The 22219-nt window shown below is 44.7% G+C and carries 20 protein-coding genes; 5 read left to right on the top strand and 15 right to left on the bottom strand.

Annotated features, from left to right (window positions below; translation table 11 throughout):
- Window positions 1–8: 8 nt before the first annotated feature.
- The 7 genes from nrdR to AB4249_RS13890 form a co-directional block, all read right to left on the bottom strand.
- Window positions 9–458 (bottom strand): transcriptional regulator NrdR, encoded by a 450-nt coding sequence (nrdR, locus tag AB4249_RS13920; RefSeq protein ID WP_004734394.1) that lies wholly within the window; start codon window positions 456–458, stop codon window positions 9–11.
- 156 nt (window positions 459–614) lie between these two features.
- On the bottom strand, window positions 615–1865 hold the full coding sequence (locus AB4249_RS13915; protein ID WP_017060786.1) for a glutamate-5-semialdehyde dehydrogenase: 1251 nt from the start codon (window positions 1863–1865) through the stop codon (window positions 615–617).
- Between the two features lie 66 nt (window positions 1866–1931).
- A complete protein-coding gene (gene proB / locus AB4249_RS13910; RefSeq protein WP_372103630.1) occupies window positions 1932–3116 on the bottom strand; it encodes a glutamate 5-kinase in 1185 nt (394 codons plus the stop codon).
- Between the two features lie 76 nt (window positions 3117–3192).
- Window positions 3193–3582 (bottom strand): sigma factor-binding protein Crl, encoded by a 390-nt coding sequence (gene crl / locus AB4249_RS13905; RefSeq protein ID WP_108019906.1) that lies wholly within the window; start codon window positions 3580–3582, stop codon window positions 3193–3195.
- A 144-nt stretch (window positions 3583–3726) separates the two neighbouring features.
- Window positions 3727–4980 (bottom strand): esterase FrsA, encoded by a 1254-nt coding sequence (gene frsA / locus AB4249_RS13900; RefSeq protein WP_017060788.1) that lies wholly within the window; start codon window positions 4978–4980, stop codon window positions 3727–3729.
- A gap of 89 nt (window positions 4981–5069) precedes the next feature.
- Window positions 5070–5534 (bottom strand): oxytetracycline resistance phosphoribosyltransferase domain-containing protein Tet(34), encoded by a 465-nt coding sequence (gene tet(34) / locus AB4249_RS13895; protein ID WP_009847475.1) that lies wholly within the window; start codon window positions 5532–5534, stop codon window positions 5070–5072.
- Window positions 5535–5618: 84 nt separating this feature from the next.
- Window positions 5619–6908 carry an NCS2 family permease gene (locus tag AB4249_RS13890; protein WP_017060789.1) on the bottom strand — a complete coding sequence of 430 codons (1290 nt, stop codon included), beginning with the start codon at window positions 6906–6908 and terminating at the stop codon, window positions 5619–5621.
- Between the two features lie 1064 nt (window positions 6909–7972).
- Here AB4249_RS13890 and AB4249_RS13885 point away from each other — a divergent pair.
- Window positions 7973–9445 carry an aminoacyl-histidine dipeptidase gene (locus AB4249_RS13885; protein ID WP_229647671.1) on the top strand — a complete coding sequence of 491 codons (1473 nt, stop codon included), beginning with the start codon at window positions 7973–7975 and terminating at the stop codon, window positions 9443–9445.
- Between the two features lie 138 nt (window positions 9446–9583).
- Here AB4249_RS13885 and AB4249_RS13880 read toward each other — a convergent pair whose 3' ends face one another.
- The gene (locus AB4249_RS13880; protein WP_048605541.1) at window positions 9584–10123 is read right to left on the bottom strand and encodes a DUF3332 family protein; all 540 of its coding nucleotides are present in this window, start codon (window positions 10121–10123) and stop codon (window positions 9584–9586) included.
- Between the two features lie 271 nt (window positions 10124–10394).
- On the opposite strand from AB4249_RS13880, the gene AB4249_RS13875 reads away from it, so the two are divergent.
- Window positions 10395–11441: a succinylglutamate desuccinylase/aspartoacylase family protein gene (locus AB4249_RS13875; RefSeq protein ID WP_372057906.1), complete on the top strand. Its 1047-nt coding sequence runs from the start codon at window positions 10395–10397 to the stop codon at window positions 11439–11441.
- A 202-nt stretch (window positions 11442–11643) separates the two neighbouring features.
- Here AB4249_RS13875 and AB4249_RS13870 read toward each other — a convergent pair whose 3' ends face one another.
- Window positions 11644–11961 (bottom strand): DUF3622 domain-containing protein, encoded by a 318-nt coding sequence (locus AB4249_RS13870; RefSeq protein ID WP_372103627.1) that lies wholly within the window; start codon window positions 11959–11961, stop codon window positions 11644–11646.
- Window positions 11962–12316: 355 nt separating this feature from the next.
- Here AB4249_RS13870 and AB4249_RS13865 point away from each other — a divergent pair, with 355 nt between their 5' ends.
- A complete protein-coding gene (locus AB4249_RS13865) occupies window positions 12317–13324 on the top strand; it encodes an adenosine deaminase (RefSeq protein ID WP_372103624.1) in 1008 nt (335 codons plus the stop codon).
- Window positions 13325–13391: 67 nt separating this feature from the next.
- On the opposite strand, the gene AB4249_RS13860 is transcribed toward AB4249_RS13865, so the two are convergent.
- Window positions 13392–14576, bottom strand: a complete 1185-nt coding sequence (locus tag AB4249_RS13860) for an NnrS family protein (RefSeq protein WP_372099651.1) — start codon at window positions 14574–14576, stop codon at window positions 13392–13394.
- A 308-nt stretch (window positions 14577–14884) separates the two neighbouring features.
- Here AB4249_RS13860 and AB4249_RS13855 point away from each other — a divergent pair, with 308 nt between their 5' ends.
- Entirely contained in the window at window positions 14885–15439 is a 555-nt protein-coding gene (locus AB4249_RS13855; protein ID WP_004734419.1) for a gamma-glutamylcyclotransferase family protein, read from the top strand.
- Window positions 15440–15485: 46 nt separating this feature from the next.
- On the opposite strand, the gene AB4249_RS13850 is transcribed toward AB4249_RS13855, so the two are convergent.
- The gene (locus AB4249_RS13850; protein ID WP_017060796.1) at window positions 15486–15818 is read right to left on the bottom strand and encodes a tRNA-binding protein; all 333 of its coding nucleotides are present in this window, start codon (window positions 15816–15818) and stop codon (window positions 15486–15488) included.
- 197 nt (window positions 15819–16015) lie between these two features.
- Between AB4249_RS13850 and AB4249_RS13845 the strand changes: the two genes are divergently transcribed.
- Window positions 16016–17014: a substrate-binding domain-containing protein gene (locus AB4249_RS13845; protein ID WP_372099648.1), complete on the top strand. Its 999-nt coding sequence runs from the start codon at window positions 16016–16018 to the stop codon at window positions 17012–17014.
- Window positions 17015–17233: 219 nt separating this feature from the next.
- On the opposite strand, the gene galM is transcribed toward AB4249_RS13845, so the two are convergent.
- The 4 genes from galM to galE form a co-directional block, all read right to left on the bottom strand.
- Entirely contained in the window at window positions 17234–18313 is a 1080-nt protein-coding gene (galM, locus tag AB4249_RS13840) for a galactose-1-epimerase (protein WP_248366597.1), read from the bottom strand.
- Between the two features lie 111 nt (window positions 18314–18424).
- Complete coding sequence (gene galK / locus AB4249_RS13835) at window positions 18425–19585, bottom strand: galactokinase (RefSeq protein WP_048612261.1); 1161 nt, start codon at window positions 19583–19585, stop codon at window positions 18425–18427.
- Window positions 19586–19826: 241 nt separating this feature from the next.
- On the bottom strand, window positions 19827–20879 hold the full coding sequence (locus tag AB4249_RS13830; RefSeq protein ID WP_372103620.1) for a UDP-glucose--hexose-1-phosphate uridylyltransferase: 1053 nt from the start codon (window positions 20877–20879) through the stop codon (window positions 19827–19829).
- A 227-nt stretch (window positions 20880–21106) separates the two neighbouring features.
- Window positions 21107–22117 carry a UDP-glucose 4-epimerase GalE gene (gene galE, locus AB4249_RS13825; RefSeq protein ID WP_136978116.1) on the bottom strand — a complete coding sequence of 337 codons (1011 nt, stop codon included), beginning with the start codon at window positions 22115–22117 and terminating at the stop codon, window positions 21107–21109.
- Window positions 22118–22219 lie beyond the last annotated feature (102 nt).

Here is a 22219-nt window from a genome sequence, read left to right as displayed (position 1 = left end):
TTGAGGAGTTAATCCTCTAATTTAGCGATTTCTTCGCCAAACTCTCGGATGTCTTCAAAGCTGCGGTAAACAGAGGCAAAACGAATGTACGCCACTTTATCCAATTCTTTCAATTGGCCCATCACAAGATTACCAATCATCTCGCTTGGTACTTCACGCTCACCAGTTGCACGGAGTTGTGACTTAATCGTACTGATCGCAAGTTCAATCGCGTCAGCACTCACTGGGCGTTTTTCTAGGGCGCGCTGTACACCACCCACCATTTTATCTTCATTAAATGGTTCGCGGTTTCCATTCGACTTTATGACTTTAGGCATCACAAGTTCTGCCGATTCGAACGTAGTAAAACGTTCACTACATGCAAGGCATTGACGGCGACGACGAACCTGATGGCCATCGGCTACCAGTCTTGAATCGATTACTTTAGTGTCGTTCTCTGAACAAAAAGGACAATGCATATCACCTCCAAATAATTGAATATCAGTGTAACGGAATTGCCAAACGTTAGGAAAGAAAAAGGGCCAATTAAGGCCCTTTTGTGTGGTGATTCATTGATTATTGCTACTCGACCGCCATTTCAAAAATGAGCTGAGGAGTAAAATTAACGACCAGCGTTAACCGCGGACTAAATAGTTCGCTTTACCTACCCATTTGTAGCTTGTCAGCTCTTCTAAGCCCATTGGGCCGCGAGCATGCAATTTCTGAGTAGACACGGCAACTTCAGCACCTAAACCAAACTGTGCTCCATCAGTGAAACGTGTTGATGCATTCACATAAACCGCTGCAGAACCAACAGAGTTAATGAAACGCTCTGAGCTCTCTAAGCTATTGGTCATGATCGCATCTGAATGACTCGCGTTGTGTACACGCATGTGGTCAATCGCTTCTGCCACATCCGCTACCACTTTCACGCCTAGCGTGTAGCTTAGCCATTCAGTGTCAAAGTCGCCTTCAACCGCATCACGTTGGTCTTCAAAACCCGCTAGCAGCGATTTTGCACTGGTATCAGCAACTAAGGTTACCTTGCCGGCTAAACGCTGTTTCAGCTTAGTTAGGAAAGCTTCAGCAACCGCTTCATGCACTAGCAGTGTATCTAACGAGTTACACGCCGATGGACGTTGAACTTTTGAGTTTTCGACCACATCGACAGATTTCTCAAGATCAGCGCTTTCATCAACGAAGATATGGCTGATACCAAAGCCGCCGATGATTACTGGGATGGTGCTGTTCTCTTTACACATCTTGTGCAGACCAGCGCCGCCACGAGGAATGATCATATCCACGTAGTCGTCCAGTTTAAGCAGTTGAGAAACGAGTTCACGATCAGGCTTCTCGATGTACTGAACAGAAGCGGCTGGAAGCTCCGCTTTCTCTAATGCAGACTGGATAACCTTAACCAGTTCCATGTTCGAGAAAAACGTCTCTTTACCACCACGTAGAATGCTTGCGTTACCTGTCTTCAGACACAGAGCTGCAATATCGATGGTTACGTTCGGACGCGCTTCATAGATAACACCCACCACACCAAGTGGCACGCGGCGGCGAGACAGTGACATACCGTTTTCTAGTACTTTGCTGTCAATTTCGCTGCCAACTGGGTCATTCAGGCTAATCACGTTACGAACATCGTTAGCGATACCGGTTAAGCGCTCTTCGTTAAGAAGTAGACGATCGAGCAGTGCGTCAGTTAAACCCGCTTCACGACCCAGTTCGATGTCTTTCGCGTTCGCTTCTAAAATCGTTGTTGCGTTTGCTTCTAGCTCATCAGCGATAATCGCCAATGCTTTATTCTTTTGCGCCGTAGATGCGGTCGCTAGGTGGAAAGCAGCGTCTTTTGCTGCGATACCCATGTTAGTTAAATCCACGTTTAACTCTCCCTAAATTCTGTCTGTCTTTGGATGCAAAAAGGTGATTCACCTTATCATCACGAGCTACTCTTGGATTACAACTAGGTCGTCACGGTGAATGACTTCTGACCCATAATCGTATCCAAGGATGTCGCCAATATCTTTACTGTGCTTGCCTGCAATTTTTGCTAGGTCTTGGCTTGAATAACTGGCGATACCACGCGCAATTACTTTGCCTTTGCTGTCTGTGACTTGGGTAACTTCACCACGAGAGAATTCGCCTTTAACTCGAACAACCCCTTTCGCCAACAAGCTGCTGCCTTTGGTGTTGACTGCGTTTACTGCGCCGTCGTCAACCACGATGTCACCTGCTGAAGCAGGGCCCGCTAAAATCCAGCGTTTACGGTTTTCAAGCGCTTCCGCTAAAGGCAAGAAACGTGTGCCTTGTGGGTTATCACTCAGTGAATCAAACACCACATTTTCAGCACTGCCCGCAGCAATAATCACTTCGATGCCTGCGCGACGAGCAATGTCAGCCGCCTGCAGTTTTGTCGCCATGCCGCCAGTACCCAACGTAGTACCGCTGCCACCTGCGATCTTACGCAGCGTGTCATCAATGGTTTTCACTTCTTTGATGAGCTCAGCATTTGGATCTGTACGAGGGTCAGCCGTAAACAGGCCTTTTTGGTCTGTTAGTAGCAAAAGCTTATCAGCACCGCACAAAATACCCACTAAGGCCGACAAGTTATCATTGTCGCCCACTTTAATTTCGTTGGTTGCTACTGCGTCGTTTTCGTTTACTACCGGAATAATATCGTGCTCAACCAGTGCGTTGATCGTGTCACGTGCATTAAGAAAACGCTCGCGATCATCGAGATCAGCACGAGTCAGTAGCATCTGGCCAATCTTAAGGCCATAGATAGCAAACAAAGACTCCCAAACTTGAATCAACTGACTTTGCCCAACTGCCGCAAGCAACTGTTTGCTCGCCATTGAGTTGGGAAGTGCGGGGTAACCAAGGTGCTCACGTCCTGCTGCAATTGCACCAGACGAAACCATAACCACAGAGTGGCCTTGTTTTTTTAATTCAGCACATTGACGAACCAGCTCAACCATATGAGCGCGGTCTAATGCCAATGTTCCACCAGTTAAGACACTGGTACCCAGTTTAACAACGACAGTTTTACGCTGTGTTGTTGTCCCGCTTTGATGATTTGTTGTCATGAAGTCTTTTATGGATAAAACAAATAAGAGGTGATGTTTTAGCAATCAAAAGGGGAATTCACAAGCAGAAAAGGTGCGAAATCGCACCTTTTTGCTTTATGTAGAAGAGTAACCTTTAAAATTAGACGAATTCGACAGACTCTTCGTCTAATTGGATACTGATTTCAAACTTACTTTGAAGTTCATCAACCAGTTTTTTGTGGAAGGCTTCTTGAGTTCGAGAGACCTCAGCGACCGCCTTTTTAGGTAACGGCAAAGAATCCCAGTTACCATCGATGTTGTATTTACCGATATTGTACTTCGCCGAATATCCCTCTCCCGACTTGTCCAACTCCAGCCACCAGCCCCAAAACTCGCGTTCTTCTGGTGATTTTTTATCGTTCACACATACAGACAAGCAATCAAAGATATAATGACCTTCTTCTGATTGCGGTTCCCTCAAGTATGGCCCAATCGCCTTTAAAACATTCAACAAGCGGTAATGCGTAGGTTGTTGTGTCACTTCTGACATATTGAATCTCCATTTTCAATGTTAAGAATGACGTTACTCAGATTGTTATACGTAAAAACTACGCAATTAGGTTTTATAAATTATCTCTGAGTATCAGGTACTTAGTTTGTACACTTTTCATGCTTAACTAATTTTGGAGAAATGTCATCTAAATAATTCATCCTCAAGCCACTTTATCGCCAATTCGAGGGATTGCTCATAACCTTGTGTAATTGACTTAGCTTTGATTTTCTTCGCTTTTCCGTAATCACTGTAAATAGCAACCAGTTGATTATCCATTGGCGGTGAAACCGGGTCGCCTTCCAGAGCCAATGCCAAGATAGGAACACTGGTTTTACTGTTTGACAGCAAACCTTGTACCTTGAGTGACCACGCCATCAACTGCCCAGAAAGGCTATTGATATCGACCGCCCCTTTACCAAGGCGCGAAGCCAACACATCTAGATGCATTTTAGGCATCTGCTTAAGTTTGTCTGCATGAACAAAGATATCGTGAATTGGCGCGCCTAAAGAAATACACGCTTTAATCTTATGTTGCTCGAGGAAAGATAATCTCACCATCGCATTGCCACCGAAGCGGAAACCAAACAAGCCGACTTTGTGGTGATCAACCCATGGGATGTTAGGCAATTCATTCAGCACTGCTTGGTGAAGACAAGATGAGTCTTCTGTTAACGGCCAATGTGCACTGTGCCCTATTGATGGCATGTCTACCGTTAACATAGCAATGTTCTTAGGTGCTAAATAATCCCTAAACAGGCGCCACATATCGGTTTGCAAGCTATCTAGACCCGCGCTGACAATCACAACCGGTTGTGGTTTATCTGTCTTGGTTAGATGCAAGTTCGCTTTGATCTTCTTGTTTTGGTATGGAATATCAATCTGCTTGACGATCAACTTAGTGTGCTTGATCGCTTCAGAATACGCTGCGTTGGCCAACACTTGAGCCTGAGCTGCCAAGTTGTCGTTCTTGAGGTGTGGGTAACCCGCAATACTGAAGCACAACGATGCGGAAAATAGCTCTTCAGCCATCTCTTCACCATTCTTCTCATTAGAACGATTTTGATGCTGCATACCCAGCTTGGTCCATTCGTATGCCCAGTTACCACTTCGGTAACCCATGACCGTATCAAGCCACTCATCGGTTGTACGAGAGTTATCTGATGACGCGATGCGAGCCAATACCGCTTCCTGCTCTATTGGATTAACGCCTTGCCATACCCACTGAAGACGTCTTAGGTTTCGATACCATGATGAGTTTTGCTGTTCACGTTTCTCATCCAATAGCGCTTCAGAGCTTGGCATGTATTGTGTCAACATTGAGGTCTCTTTCGCTTGCTTGTGCTTTACAAACAAAGTTTCCGAAAGGTTCGAGCTCGTTTCTTCTGGTTCAGACATTGGGATACTTAATAAAAAATGGTTGTCACTAATAATATAAAAAAAAATGACCCTATAAAGGGTCATTTCTCAAAAAACTAAGTTTACGCTTATTTTGACTTGCGATTTACTGGCTCTACGTAGCTTAGGCTAGTATCCCAAGGTTGCTCAATCCATGTGTCTTGAGCGATATCAACAATGTACTCGTCTAGCAAATCAGCGCCAGATGGTTTTGCACATACAGCGATCAGTTTCGCTTTAGGGTACATTTCGCGAAGCTTACGTGCAGTGTCACCACTATCAACCAAGTCTTCAACGATTAGGAAGCCTTCGCCGTCACCTTCAGGTGCTTTAACTACTGTCATATCACGTTGGTGATCGTGGTCGTAGCTAGAAATACAAATCGTATCTACGTGACGAATACCTAGCTCACGAGCCAAGATTGCACCAGGAACCAAACCACCACGGCTTACTGCCCAGATGCCTTTCCACTGCTCTGCTGGCATTTGCTTTTCAGCAAGTTGACGGCAGTAAGTCTGCATGTTGTCCCAAGTGATAACGAATTTGTTGCTCATAGTATAAAACCTAATAATTTTGTCATGTTATTAGAGGCTATTTCAAACATAGCCTCTTCAGCGATTAAGCAGAAATCTAGACGATTAAGCGAAAATGTATTTAAGAATAAAGATAGCCGACATTACCCACACAGCAGGTGAAACGTCGCGACCTTTACCACTTAGCAGCTTAATTGCAGCGTAAGCGATGAAACCTAGTGAGATACCCTCAGCGATAGAGTACGTCAGCGGCATAAGCAGACATGTTACCACGACTGGTGCTGCTTCCGTAAGATCACGCCAATCAATGCCAACTAGACCAGACATCATCAGAATTGCTACATAGAAAAGTGCACCTGATGTTGCGTAAGCCGGAATCATACCTGCAAGTGGCGAGAAGAAAAGAGCCAGTAGGAATAAGATACCAACAACAACAGCCGTTAGACCGGTACGGCCGCCTTCAGCAACACCCGCAACACTCTCAACATAAGAAGTAGTATTTGATGTACCTAGCAGTGCACCAATAGATGTTGCTGTAGAGTCAGCAAGCAGTGCTTTGTTCAAGCGAGGTAGTTTGCCGTCTTCTTTGATTAGGTTTGCTTTCGTTGCAACACCAACCAGAGTACCCGCTGTATCGAACAAATCGACGAACAAGAACGCGAATACCACTGAAATCATACCGATTTCAAATACAGCAGAGAAATCAAGCTGCATGAATGTAGGAGCAAGGCTTGGTGGTGTAGACATGATGCCGCCGTATTGAACGTCACCAATAACAATGCCAAGAGCTGTGATAGCTAGAATCGCAATCATTACTGCCCCTTTCACGCCACGGTGAACAAGAGCAATCGTTAGGAAGAAACCAAGTGAGCCTAGGATAGGAGCAATCGCGGTAATGTCGCCCAGTGAAACTTTAGTTGCTGGGTTAGAAACAACGATGCCTGCATTGCTAAGCGCAATAAACGCTAGGAAAAGACCGATACCTGCAGAGATACCAACACGCAGAGACATAGGGATCGAGTTGATAATCCATTCACGGATCTTAAAGATGCTTAAGAAGATGAAGATTACGCCTGATACGAAAACCGCTGCCAGAGCAACTTGCCACGTATAACCCATACCCATTACAACAGCGTAGGTAAAGAATGCGTTCAAACCCATGCCTGGAGCTTGAGCAATTGGGTAGTTAGCAACAAAGCCCATGATGAAACAGCCAATAGCAGCCGCTAAACAGGTTGCTACAAATACAGCGCCATGGTCCATACCAGCATCAGCTAGAATCATTGGGTTTACAAAAATGATGTAAGCCATTGTTAGGAAGGTTGTTAGACCTGCGATGATTTCAGTGCGCACATTGGTGCCATTTTCACTGAGTTTGAATAGCTTTTCGAACATTATCGAATCCTATAAGGGTAAAAAGTAAACGGTTGCGTAATCGATTGGCTGTGGATTATAAAGTTATCAAATAACAAATTCCAGATAGAATTAAGGCTCTAATCGATATTTATCAGAATGCCGTATGAAACAAAGCGATTAAAAATGAAGATATCATCGATAAATAACCATTAAAAACAAACAATTAACAACAATAGACTCACTAAAACTAGTTGGTTGTTTTTTCTACCATCGGTTATTTTCATTGATAATCTAGCCAGTAAATTCTGAATTCAAACTCACAATAGTTATGTATTTTTCAACAGGATCAGTAATAAGGCGCAAATTGATATTTCGGCGTTTAAAAAACAACCACGCAGAACAGCAAGGAAAGTGACAAGCGAAAGCGGTTTGGAAAAGTAGCAGGCAAAAAAAACGCCACTCAAAACTGAGTGGCGGTAGAATCTGTCAACCAAAAGGGCTGTAAAAGAATTCCAATATATAGGGGTGAACAAAACTGTTCGAGTTACATGCTTACGGTATTAGTAACCAAAGCTTGTAGGGTATGCAAAGTTGCTAGTGTAAACAGAGCTGTTAAGCCAGAACATTGCAGATGGTAAACCTTTCATAACTATCACCTTAATAAATCAATAAAAAACAAATTTGATTTCTCGGTTCCTTGGAGGCGATAAAACGGACTCATCCTTTGAGCATTTACTCTTCGTCTCAGAAGTTGGTTATTAATATACCCCAAAGAAAAAATATTACAAGTATTTTTTGCTATACGTCACACTTTTGGCTACTTATGGTTATTTTGCAAACTTATTCTTGTAATTAAATTACAAAAAAGAATTAAACAAACGTTTGCCCGTGTCATTTATAAGCATCAAAGCGCTTAATCATGATCAGATGGACAAGATCGCTTTCAAAATTTGAGCTATTTGAGGTTTAGAACCGCTACTCGTCAAAACACTCTAGTGGTATGCTGTTGCCATCAAAACAGACCCATATTTTAGATTTTTGTTCTAAGTTTTCACCTATAAAAACCCTAAATATATGGTTATCAAATAAAAAAGGAGTCATCCGTGTCTGAATTCCATTCTGAGATCAGTAAATTATCCCCTGCCCCTATTTGGCAGTTCTTCGATAAGATTTGCTCAATCCCACACCCTTCAAAGCATGAACAAGAGCTTGCTCAATACATTATTGCTTGGGCAACAGAGCAAGGCCTAGATGTACGTCGTGACCCAACGGGCAACGTATTCATCAAGAAGCCAGCAACGCCGGGTATGGAAAACAAAAAAGGTGTGGTGCTACAAGCTCACATCGATATGGTTCCACAAAAGAACGAAGACACCGTTCATGACTTCGCTAAAGATCCAATCCAACCATACATCGATGGTGAGTGGGTTACAGCAAAAGGGACAACGCTTGGCGCTGATAACGGCATGGGCATGGCTTCTTGCCTAGCGGTTCTTGCTTCAAACGAAATCCAGCACGGCCCTATCGAAGTTCTACTAACAGTAGATGAAGAAGCAGGCATGACTGGTGCTTTCGGTCTTGAAGCGGGTTGGTTAGAAGGCGATATCCTTCTTAACACCGATTCAGAGCAAGAAGGCGAAGTGTACATGGGTTGTGCTGGCGGTATCGACGGCGCAATGACATTTGAAGTTGCACGTAATGCAATTCCTGCTGATTTCGTAACACGCAAGCTAACGTTGAAAGGCCTTAAAGGCGGTCACTCTGGTTGTGATATCCACACAGGCCGTGCAAACGCAAACAAACTGCTTGCTCGCTTCCTAGCGGGTCACGCGAAAGAGCTAGACCTACGCATCGTCGAATTCAAAGGCGGTAGCCTACGTAATGCGATCCCTCGTGAAGGTTTCGTAACGGTTGCAGTACCTGCTGCAAACCAAGAGAAACTGGCTTCTCTATACAACTACTACACAGAGCTTCTTTCAACTGAGCTAGGTAAAGTAGAAGACAGCATTGTTACTTTCAACGAAGAAGCTTCGGTTGAAATGGGCGCTCTTGCAGCAGCTGACCAAGCTCGCTTTATCGCGGCACTTAACGCATGTCCAAACGGCGTGATTCGTATGAGTGACGAGATTGAAGGTGTTGTGGAAACGTCTCTAAACGTAGGTGTTATCACAACAGAAGAGAACTCAATCACAGTACTTTGCCTGATCCGCTCTCTTATCGATTCAGGTCGTAGCCAAGTAGAAAGCATGCTTCACTCTGTTGCTGAACTAGCAGGCGCTAACATCGCGTTCTCTGGTGCTTACCCAGGTTGGAAACCAGACGCAGATTCAGAAATCATGCATATCTTCCGTGACATGTACGAAGGTATCTACGGTCACAAGCCAAACATCATGGTTATACATGCTGGTCTTGAGTGTGGTCTATTCAAAGAACCTTACCCGAACATGGATATGGTTTCTTTCGGCCCAACCATCAAGTTTCCGCACTCTCCTGATGAGAAAGTGAAGATCGACACCGTTGAGCTATTCTGGAACCAAATGGTTGCATTGCTTGAAGCGATCCCAGAAAAAGCTTAATTCGATAAGCTATGTTTGTTCAGTAAATGGTGTTTTACAGTAAACACCGTTTATCTGAGACAAAATAAAACAGGTACTCAATGAGTACCTGTTTTTGTATCTAATCTTTGTAGCTACTACTTGTGACTAAATAAACAATTAAGCGCGTGAAGCCGCGTAGCTTTCTAGCTCATCAATTGAAGTTTGTGCCACAACTTCGCCATCGATGAAGTACGTCACCATCTCGCCATCACGAACACCGATTAACGTCGCACGCTCACCAGACTGGTAAGTAATGTCCATTTGGATCGTGTTTTCATCAATCTGCTGCATTTGACCTTTTTCGATCACATCTGCACTCGTGATAGGACCCACTGGCGCTTCCGTTAGAGACGGATCAAGTTGGTGGTTGATGTCTAGGTAAGTATCAGTCTTAGTATCAAAGATGTGCGGAGCACCTGTTAGTGGGTTGCTACCAGTCCAGAACTCTAGTGAGTTGAATACTAGGTAATCGGCAGCAACTGTTAGACCGTATGCAGGTGCAAGTAGCATGTTCAAACCACCACGAGCGTAACGGTTATCAACAGCCTTGATGTTGAACTTCATTAGGTAACCCGTTACTGCGTTGCTACCAACACAGCCAGATAAAGCAACAGATACCACCGCTAGTGCTACAACTTTTGAAATTGTTTTTTTCATTTTGATCTCAATATTTGAATTTGGCCGCCAAAAAATGGCGGTGGATAATACCAACGAACTGAATGACAAATATCAGCTCTAAGTTAATGTATTGTCAGAAAATTCAAAATTTTAAACACCCTTCAATTAGCCAGATAAAAAACTGAAACCAATTCAGAAGCCCCTTCATAAAAAACTTTTGTCGTCACCGTAAAGCGATTGATTCGTACTAAAAATCAACGATTGCTACATTCCGTGTTAACGAATTATCACCATGTTGAGAACAACCTAAATGGCAAGACTAAAACCTAATCAACCATTCGAATTACTTGGTTATACTGTTCAGCCAGGACAACGAAAAGAGATTGAACTACAGGCAGCTCAGCTTTACACGCACTCTCCACTTTCGATCCCGATTGAGATCATCCACGGTCGCCAAGCAGGCCCAACACTAATGGTAAACGCTGCTATTCACGGTGATGAGCTAAACGGTGTTGAGATTGCACGACAGTTAACTAACGCAATAGAACCTAATAAACTGAAAGGTACATTAATTGTTGTGCCGATCGTAAACGTATTTGGCTTCATTCATAAATCTCGTTACTTACCAGACCGTCGCGACCTAAACCGTTGCTTCCCAGGTAGTGAGAAAGGCTCATTGACATCACGCATCGCTTACACCTTCTTCGAAAACGTAGCGAAGCACTGTGATTACATTTTGGATCTACATACAGGTGCTATTCACCGTACTAACCTGCCACAGATTCGTGCAAACCTATCAAATCCAGAAACATTACGAATTGCGAAAGCGTTCGCAACGCCAGTAATCATTGATTCACCTTTGCGTGATGGTTCACTGCGTAGCGAAGCTGAAAAACTGGGCATCCCGGTACTGACTTATGAAGGTGGTGAAGCGCTGCGTTTTGATCCTTTAGCGATTCGTGCAGGCTATCTAGGCGTTCATCAAGTGATGAAAGAAATAGGCATGTTGCGCCCTAACCGTAAGAAGTTGCCAGAGCCAGTATTGAGCAAATCCACCAGCTGGATCCGCGCTGAATCAGACGGCATCTTGCGTAATATGGTAAGACTTGGTGAGCAAGTTGAGGCTGGGCAAACTCTAGCTTACATCAGCTCTCCTTTGGGCCACGAAGAAGGCCAAGTGATCACAACCAAAGGTGGTATTGTGATTGGCCAGCAAACGCTGCCTCTTGTCAACGAAGGTGATGCAGTATTCCACATTGCTTACTTCAAACAAGACGATGAAGAAGTAGGACAATCAGTAGAAAGCTACATTGAAGAAGTGGCAGAAGACGATTGGCTAACTGCACTGAATAACTGATCAGACAATGCTTAACAGTTTAAGAGCTCGACGTTAAAAGCGAGAAGCCAAACCGAGCTCTTAAACACAATAAAACAGAACTCCACAAACCAAAAAGCCCCAATACACTTTTAACTATAAAGAAAAAAGTTGTATCGGGGCTTTTTTTTCACAAATCCCTTATCTTAAAATTAAGGGATCTATAAATTAGTCATGCACTGAATTACTCAGCGTCATCTTGCTCTTCTGCACGAGCTTTAGCGCGCGCTTCACGTGCTTGCTCAGCTTTAAGCTCTTTAGTGTGACGTAGTTCGTCACGCTCTTTACGCTGCTCTGATTTACGCTCGTTACGTTCAGCTTGGTTAGCGATGAAAGATGCTAGCTCTTTCTCTGCCCACTCTTGTGCTAGAGCTTCAGTTTCGAAACCAGACTCACGCTTAGATACTGTAGTGCTGCGAGACGTTACTTGACGAGTAATCTCTGCACACCAACCGTTGCGTTTTTCTGTAAGGCGGATATCAAATTTTTTGTTCTTAGACATGTTCTATTTTTTCCTAAGGGAGATCATTAAGGGATCGGTCAACTTTGATAACTCCATCTAAGTGAGCATCTTTTAACACCATCCCTTGGTAAGCGCGGTATTAGAGCACAAATCAATGAATATTGCTGCAAATATTTGCAGCGGATCACACTCCAATGCTGCAAATCGTTTGCGACTGATTTCAATAGGTTCATAACTCTCGGTTCACCATCAACCTTCTGTCCTATTTTATCGACAACAATGAAATGAACTATGCTCAAACAGAGATAAATGAAAGAGATACCTGCTTGCTCAGGTTTATAGACTCTACTGTCTCACCTACTCCGCTCATAATTAAAATAGCTAAGGAGTTGCTATGGATAGCTTCATCAAAAATTTACCTAAAGTTGAGCTGCACTTACATATAGAAGGCACACTAGAACCAGAGCTGATGTTCCAACTCGCCAAGCGTAATGACGTTTTGATTCCCTTTGAGACCCCTGACCAAGTTCGAGACGCGTACCAGTTCCACAATCTTCAATCCTTTCTCGATATCTATTATCAAGGTGCTAACGTACTGATTCATGAACAGGATTTCTACGACCTGACGTGGGCTTATCTACTCCAGTGCCAGCAAGATAATGTGGTTCATACTGAGATCTTTTTTGACCCTCAAACTCACACTGAACGCGGCATTGCCTTTGAAGTCATCGTAAGCGGGATCACTCGAGCTTTGAATCAAGCGGAGCAAGAGCTTGGTATCAGCAGTCAACTGATCATGTGTTTTCTGCGTCACCTCGATGAAGACAGCGCTTTTGAAACACTCAAACAAGCCCTTCCTTATAAAGATAAGATCATTGCCGTTGGGTTAGATTCATCAGAACAGGGCAATCCACCAGAGAAGTTTAAACATGTATTCCAAGAAGCGATCAACCAAGGCTTTCTGACTGTCGCGCACGCCGGAGAAGAAGGCCCAGCACAAAATATTAGCGACGCACTGAGCTTGCTAGGCATTACCCGAATTGATCATGGCGTTCGCTGTGTAGAAGATGAAGAGTTGATGGAACAGCTAATAGCAAAACGTACACCACTGACCGTCTGCCCGCTGTCGAATACCAAGCTCAAGGTGTTTGAGACCATGCAAGAGCACAACATCGTCGAGTTGCTGAGAAAAGGGCTGTGCGTCACCATCAATTCCGATGATCCGGCTTACTTCGGCGGCTATATGAATGATAACTTCCTCGCCGTCGCCAATGCTCACCCAGTGACCAAAAACGAATTGGCGCAGTTCAGTATTAATGCCATCGAAGCCAGTTTTATCTCGCCTCACGCCAAGGAAGATCTCATCACACAGGTACGCCAATACCTTGCTGCGAGTACTTAATGAGTTATCAAGATCAAAAAGGGAAGCTCTGAGCTTCCCTATCTATATCAATAGATAACTAATTGGCTTAGCCCGGGTGACCATCCACTCTTGGCGTTAACAGCATCATCCCAAATTTCCAGATAAATAGACCGAACGCTAACGTCCATAAACCCGCGCTGATGTTCACCATCTCAAATAAATACGCAGGGAAGAAAGTCACACCTACGCTGCGAACCAAAGCCGCGATAAAAATAGCCGAGAACGCTAACGCCATACTTGGCCCTTTATAGATTGCACGACCCGTGTGCCCCATTGTCACGCGCGTAATCATCGCAAGAATTAATCCACTCAAACCGCCAATCGCAAACAAGTGCAGCATGTTGTGGCTTGCGAACGGGTTGTCTAATAAACCTCGTAGCAGCAAGCTTAAAGGGATGCATAGGTAAGCCGCATGCAGCGACCACACCAAGGGCTCAGATAACGTAGTCCAAGGCTTCCAGCGGATAAAGCGCACCAACTGAGTCACACCTGCAAATACAATCAACTCATTGCCGACTTGAGCAAAGGTCAATGGGAAGAAGCTCAATACAAATAAGCCAACCAAAGGTAGATTCGCTAACCATTCTAACCAAACTAGTGGTTGTGCTTTTTCAAAATCAAAGCGACGCGCAGTGAAGAATGGAATAACTCGCCCACCCATCACTGATAGCAGCAAGGTAAACCACCATAACATTGCGTGCCATACCGCAGACGACGGGAATGGAGGCATCCCCTTAATGGTTGCGTAACTAGCAAAGTTCGCCACGATAGCCAATATAAACAGCGGCACAAAGAATAGATTCTTCCAGCCTTTCGATTTAACAACTCGGAAACCAATTTCGTAAGCGGCGAAGATTAAGAACAACGCCTCAACAGATGAGATCAGCCATAACGGTGCGGGGGTCCAAAACAGAATACGAGGTGCCAACCACAAACCAACCAGTCCAGCTAATCGATAGTGTTTGGTTCCATTGACGCCCGTCCACGTTTGCACCGCAGTTAACACAAAACCGACCACAATCGCCATGGCAAAGCCAAACAGCATTTCATGTACGTGCCACCAAAGCGCCGGTACTTTTAGCATTTCTGGCTGGCCGTTTTGGAACATGATGACCCAAGCTACAATCGCGATCACAGCATGGAGACTGCCTAAAAAGAAGAAAGGTCTAAAACCTAATCGAAGATATGCAGGAATCGCATCTTCTACACTTTTATCTGTGATATTTAACAAACTCGTTCCTCATTTCAGATAACAAGCCAAGAGTGGCTTCTGGGAATTGCTATTTCATAGTCAAATTCATGATGCAGTAATCATCACTGCAATATTTCCTAACGTAATGCATGAAACGCGCCAAAGATATAAAGCCAATAAAAACAAGCAACAAGGAGTCTTTAGGCTTCAAAAAAGTGTCAATAAAACACACCCCACAAAAGTCATTTAGACTCATGAGTGTGTAAAATAAAAAACTACTGACATTTGATGAAGCCAAACATATAGTAAGACTAGTCTCAAATACAAAAGAACAGACAGGGAACGCGATGTATATTTTTGGTTATGGTAGCTTGATCAACTCCTCTTCTCGTCAACTCACAGGTCAAACAGGACAAGCGATTCCTGCGATAGTGCATGGCCTAGTTCGTCACTGGAGTAAGATCGATGACAGCTATGTGTTGTCACCTTTGATCGTAAATCTCGGTGAGGGACAAGTGAATGGAGTTTTACTTGAAGTGGATGATATTGCGCTGACTGAGTTTGATCGCCGTGAGCGTGGTTATCACCGAATCGAATTAAAGGCCTCTCAGATAGAAAGCCAAAATGAGTTTAAACAGGATCAATCGATCTGGGTTTACATCAAAGACGAGATTCAAGCACCTTGCGAAAACAGCCCTATCGTTCAAACCTATGTCGATACGGTATTAGCAGGATGTTTAGAAGTGTCTGAAAGCTTTGCGGCGCACTTTGTTCAACACACACAAGGTTGGCATCACCCATTAGAAAATGATCGCCACCAGCCTAAATACGGCAACCTTGCTGGGGTTTCCGATCACCATCACAGTGTGATTGATGGCTTGATACTAACTGTACGCAGCTAGTTGATTTAGGTTGGTGAACACATTGACTCACCAACCTAAAGTGAGCTTAAACGACACGAATACCTGCTGGCATCGCACGTTCAGGTGTTAGCAATACACTTTCAGATTCATCTTCCGTTTCTGCACAAAGCAACATGCACTCAGAAGTGTGGCCTCTCATCTTCGCCTTCGCTAGATTGCACAAAACAACAACCTGCTTACCCATCAACTCTTCTTCTGTGTAGTAAGGGACTAGGCTGGTCACCGTTTGCAGTGTCTTGTCACCAACATCCACTTGCACTATGTAAAGCTTGTCGGCGTTTTCATGACGCACAACCTCAATGATCTTACCCACACGCATTTCTAACTTAGCAAAGTCACCATAAGAGACAGTATCCATTTCTCACTTCCTATATTGGTTTATTTTCACTCATTAAATCATTTACTAAAATTAAGTAAAATGTAAATGTTTACACTAGCATTAAGCCTAATAATTACAAGCGGTAAAGATCTCATTACTGGAAGTAAAATGAGAGTTTCGTTGCCTTACTATCATTGTCGGTGTTAAATAGATGAAGCAATGTATAGAGGTTAAAAATGGCAACAATTAAAGATGTAGCAAAGGAAGCTGGTGTTTCTGTTGCAACCGTATCTCGAGTGATCAACAAGTCTCCCAAGGCGAGTGCAAGCTCGGTAGAGTCTGTAACTAAAGCGATGTCTAAACTTGGCTATCGACCGAATGCCAATGCTCGAGCGCTGGTAAGCCAAAGCACGAACACTGTTGGTGTATTGGTCGGTGACATCTCCGATCCCTTTTTTGGCACGCTGGTTAAGGCTGTCGACAATGTCGCTCGTGAGAACGGAAAACATATCCTTGTCGGTAATGGCTCGCACGATCGTGAAGAAGAGAGACAAGCGATTGAATTGCTGATTAACAGCCGTTGTGACGCCCTGGTGATCCACTCTAAAGGCCTCACCGACGAAGAACTGATTGCCTATGCAAAAGAGGTCAAAGGCTTAGTACTGATCAACCGTTATATTGCTGAGATTGCCAACCACTGTATTTTCTTAGACAACAAAAAAGGTGCGTATCTTGCGACGGAATATCTGATCCGCCATGGCCATAAGAACATTGCCTGTATCGCCTCATCGCATAGCATTGAAGATGCCGATGAGCGTGTACAAGGTTACTTGTCAGCACTCTCGGATTACAAAATAGCGTTATCTGACAGCTATATTGAGTACTCAGCGCCGACCAGTGAAGGGGGTGAATACGCCATGACTAACCTATTAACCAAGTCTCTGCCGATCACAGGCATTGTGGCGTACAACGATTACATGGCAGCTGGTGCTTTGTCTGTCCTTGATGAAAACGGTATTCAAGCGCCAGACAAAATGTCGATCATCGGTTTCGATGATGGTTTGATTGCCCGCTATGTTCATCCAAAGCTCACCACTATTCGCTACCCGATTCAGATGATGGCAGAGAAAGCGACACGACTCGCGTTGCACTTAGCCAAAGGTGAAAACACCTCAACTGAACCAATGATGTTCTCTCCAACTCTGGTACGCCGTAATTCGGTAGAGAAAGTCTAGGTTCTGGTCGACTCATCAAGCAATAAACAAAAAAAAGCCCTAACAGAATCGCTTCTGTTAGGGCTTTCCTACCTTACTCAGATACTCAACAATCGCGCTTAATAAACCGCACTCTTGTTGAGCGCCACTTTTGCTCATCCCCCAAGAACAACGCGATAATTCACATCGTCCTATTCACAAACAAAAGATATTGACGTAACCGCTTTGAGCTAGAGCGTACTAGTTTGAAGAATCCCCCGAAAATTCAAACTGGTAACAGGTACTGTAGTTATATTCTTGTTCAGGCTTGAGAATACAACTGTCCTGCTTCCACTCTGGGTGGTTAGGAGAGTCAGGTAAGAACTGGGTTTCTAGCGCCAAACCAGCGTAGTCTTCATAGCTGCCACCACTTCGGTTTGGTGTGCCACCAAGCCAGTTTCCGGTGTATAGCTGCATCGCAGGTTTGGTTGAAAATACTTTTAGTGTGACGAGCGCATCCGGTGAGGTTACGGTCGCGGCGCATTGAGTGCGTTTGCAGCCATCAGCCAATAAGAAAGAGTGGTCGTAACCCTTTGCTGCTTTCTGCTGTTCATCGCCCAACAAACGCTCTGAGATCATCATAGGCTGATTGAAGTCAAAGCTGGTCGATTTCACTGATTTAAGGTTACCTAACGGAATACCCACCGAATTGGTCGGTAAGAACTGATTAGCATTGATACTGACAATGTGTGACAAACAATCGTGTCCAGCTTCAGCGCCAAGTAGATTGAAGTACGCATGATTCGTTAGGTTGACTACAGTCGGCTTGTCTGTGGTTGCAGAGTAATTAATGGACACTCGATTGTCTTCGGTGATGTCATAACGTACCGACACATTCAAATTCCCCGGGAATCCTTGGTCGCCATCAGCAGACTCTAGACTGAACACCACTGACGTTTCGGTTTGCTCGGCAATATTCCAACGGCGTTTATCAAATCCGTTCGGGCCACCATGTAAGGTATTGCCCGCTTGGTTGGTTTCCAGCTTGTAATTCTGACCATCAATTTTGAAACGACCATTAGCAATGCGGTTAGCATAACGGCCAACGGTTGTGCCCATATAGCTGGCTTGTTTATCGAAGTTCTCCATTGAGTTAACACCCAACAACACTTCTCTTTTGTTTCCCTTTACTGGCAGGATACAGCTCAACCATGTTGCACCAATATCCATGAATGTCACTTGCATGCCATGCGTATTTGATAGCGTCACTAACTGAGCGGGTTGGCCATCATAGGCAGGAGTCTGCGTCATGGATTGATGCAGGTTTTGCTCTTGTGTCATTCTAAATTCCTTCTAGTGCCAGTAAAAAGCCTCTACCTGAAGTAAAGGCTTTAGCATTTGGCCTACCATGATCTTTTTACTTGGTAAGCTCTATATTAAATCTCGAAGCCGTTAGATTACTTCAACTAAGCCTGCTCCGTCTTTCGCTTGGCACACATAAATAGATTCTTTTAGACCCGTCGCCGCTTGATATTTCTGCTCAACGGTTGTTTTGATTTCATCAACCAATGCAGGTGGAACCAATGCCACAATACAACCACCGAAACCACCGCCAGTCATACGCACGCCACCTTGCTCACCGATCACTTCTTTGACCATATCAACCAGCGTATCGATTTCTTTCACCGTGATTTCAAAATCATCACGCATTGATGCATGCGATTCAGCCATCAACTCACCCATGCGTTTCATATCATGAGTGCGCAGAGCTTGAGCCGCTTCAACAGTACGGTCATTTTCAGTAATCACGTGACGAGCACGTTTCGCGACCATTTCATCTAACTCAGACTCTTTCGCTTTGAACTGCTCAATGGTCACATCACGAAGTGCCGGAACACCAAAGATGCGCGCCGCTTCTTCACACTGTTCACGACGTGTGTTGTATTCGCTGTCGACTAAGCCGCGTTTCTTGTTTGAGTTGATGATAACCACAGCCATATCTTCTGGCATTGAAACCGCTTGAGTTTCTAAGCTACGACAATCCAAAAGCATCGCGTGGTTTGCACGACCTTCTGCAGAGATCATTTGGTCCATGATGCCGCAGTTACAGCCCACAAATTCGTTTTCGGCCTGCTGACCATTTAGCGCCACTTCGGCTTGGCTGATCTCTAGGTTATAAAGCACCTTGAATGTTTGACCAATCACCACTTCCAGTGCCGCAGAAGAACTTAAACCTGCACCTTGAGGCACGTTACCCGTTACAGAGATGTCTGCACCTGTAAATTCAAAGCCGCGACCTTTTAAGCACTTCACCACACCACGAATGTAGTTAGCCCACATCTTGTCTTGTTGGAATGTGATCTCTTGAGTTAAATCGAACTCATCGACTGCATTACCGTAGTCCACTGATACTACGCGTACAATGTTGTCGTCACGTTTAGCCGCTGCGACTACCGTTTGATAGTTAATGGCACACGGTAGAACAAAACCATCGTTGTAGTCGGTGTGCTCGCCGATCAGGTTCACACGACCAGGCGCTTGGATAATATGGGTCGCTTGGTAACCAAGGACTTGCTCAAAAGATGCTTTCACGTTTTGGATTAGGTCAGACATAAGTAAACTCTCTGGTTAAACTCTTTGTTCAATTGGTTATGGCCCTTCACGGCACCACTTTAATTCTTTTAGATTCCCTATATCGTTCGTCTCTCACGGTAGGGAATGACAACATCAGCGACTAAACTTCTATACTTCTATACTTCTAAGCTCTTAAACTTATGGGCTTCTCACCTGTCGTCATTCCAGAATCGAGGGACGAGATATCAGGAATCTCACTCGTTATCTACGAAGCAACGTATTACTGCTCTTTATAGTGAACGTCACTCAAATCACGCAGACGCTGCGCTGCTTGTTCTGCGGTTAAATCACGCTGAGACTCAGCCAACATTTCGTAGCCGACCATGAACTTGCGAACCGAAGCACTACGTAGCAATGGCGGGTAGAACAACGCATGCAGTTGCCAGTGATCGATGTCCGTACCTTCTTCGAAGAACGGCGCATAGTGCCAGCCCATTGAGTAAGGGAATGAGCACTGGAACAAGTTGTCGTAACGACTAGTCAGCTTCTTAATCGCAAGCGCTAGATCATCACGTTGTTCGTCAGTCAGTTCGCTCATACGGCGGATGTGTGTTTTTGGTAGCAACATGGTTTCAAATGGCCACGCCGCCCAATAAGGCACCACAGCGATCCAATGTTCAGTTTCAACCACAGTGCGAGAACCGTCTTTCATTTCAGATTCAACGTAATCCACTAAAAGATTCGAACCTTGTTGTTCAAAGTACTCTTTTAACAGTTTCTCTTTGCGTTCAATCTCGTTGGGCAAAAAGCTGTTTGCCCAGATCTGACCGTGTGGGTGTGGCTGAGAACAGCCCATGGTCTCGCCTTTGTTTTCAAACGCTTGAACCCATAGGTAGTCTTTACCTAGCTCTTCAATCTGTTCATTCCATGTGTCGATAACACCGCGAATCTTGTTTACTGGTAACTCTGGCAGCGTTTTGCTGTGGTCCGGAGAAAAACAGATCACGCGGCTCAACCCGCGAACACCTTGAGTCTTGAATAGAGGGTTTTCAGACTCTGGAGCGTCAGGCGAATCGGGCATCAAGGCCGCGAAATCATTACTGAATACGTAAGTGCCGTCGTAATCTGGGTTTTCGTCGCCCGAGATACGCGTATTGGTTGGGCACAAGAAACACTCTTTGTCGTACGCAGGAAGCTGCGCGGTCGATGGTTTTTCATCTTGGCCACTCCAAGGACGTTTTGCTCGGTGCGGTGATACTAAGATCCACTGACCAGTTAATGGGTTATAACGACGGTGCGGGTGGTCTACTGGGTTAAATTCAACTTTTGACATACTTACATTGCTCTTAAATTGTGTGCTCTGGTTCATTAACCAAAACGAATAATTCTTCTACAAGGAGATTCCCTATCACGCTCGTGCCTCGCTGTAGGGAATGACGTGTAATCTCATGTGCTAGTGATACAACGGCTATCGCTTCATATCCTTATGCTCATCCGTCATTCCAGAATAAAGGCACGAGATATCTGGAATCTCTATTTTTTCAATAGCTTAAAAGTTCTTTAGTAACCTTGTGGGTTATTCGACTGCCAATTCCATGTATCCGCCGTCATCTCCATCACGCTACGCGTCGCCTTCCAGCCAAGCTCGCGCTCTGCTTTTTCAGTACTTGCCCAACATTCGGCAATGTCACCTGCGCGGCGTGGGCAAAGTTCATAAGGAACCGGTTTGCCCGATGCTTGTGCGAAGGCTTCAACCATCTCGAGTACACTTGAGCCTTTGCCCGTACCTAGGTTGTAAATGTGTAAGCCCGCTTTCTCGCCCACGGCTTTTAATGCTGCTACGTGGCCATCAGCCAAATCCATTACGTGGATGTAGTCTCTAACACCAGTTCCATCCGGTGTTGGGTAATCGTTTCCAAAGATAGAAAGCTTCTCTCTACGGCCTACAGCAACCTGTGCGATGAACGGCATTAGGTTGTTTGGAATGCCTTGTGGGTCTTCTCCCATGGTGCCTGATGGGTGTGCACCAACAGGGTTAAAGTAGCGCAGTAAAGTCACGCTCCAGTCGTTTTCAGCGTTGAACAGATCGCTCAAGCACTCTTCCACCATATATTTGCTGCGACCATAAGGGTTAGTTGTCGCGCCAGTTGGTGAAGTTTCAGTAATCGGCACTACTTCTGGATCACCGTAAACGGTAGCCGAAGAACTAAATACGATGCTTTTCACGCCCGCTTTCTTCATGCTTCGAGCTAACACTAGTGAACCATTAACGTTGTTATCGTAGTACTCCAAAGGCTTAGCCACCGACTCCCCTACCGCTTTCAGGCCAGCAAAGTGAATCACCGCTTGGATATCGTTTTCTGAAAACACGCCATCTAGAAAAGATTGGTCACGAATGTCGCCAAGATAAAACGTTGGTCGCTTGCCAGTTAACGATTCGATTCGTTTCAGCACTAGCTCTTTGCTGTTGCAAAGGTTATCAACAATGATCGGCTCCATACCTGCCTGTATCATTTGAATGCATGTATGACTTCCGATGTAACCCATGCCGCCCGTAACCAGTACTTTCACAATCAACCTCTCTTTGTCGTCATTCGTGGGCTAACTCGAACTGACATTCAGCTCAGTAGCACCGTATGTCAGAAATAGTAGCAGCCATTTTGACTATAATTC

Origin of the sequence: Vibrio sp. 10N.261.55.F4, from assembly GCF_041470465.1 — a bacterium.
In the GTDB taxonomy this organism is placed as follows: Bacteria; Pseudomonadota; Gammaproteobacteria; order Enterobacterales; family Vibrionaceae; genus Vibrio; species Vibrio crassostreae_C.
The sequence above is the reverse complement of the archived record's forward strand: the minus strand, read 5'-3'. Positions and strand labels throughout refer to the sequence as shown.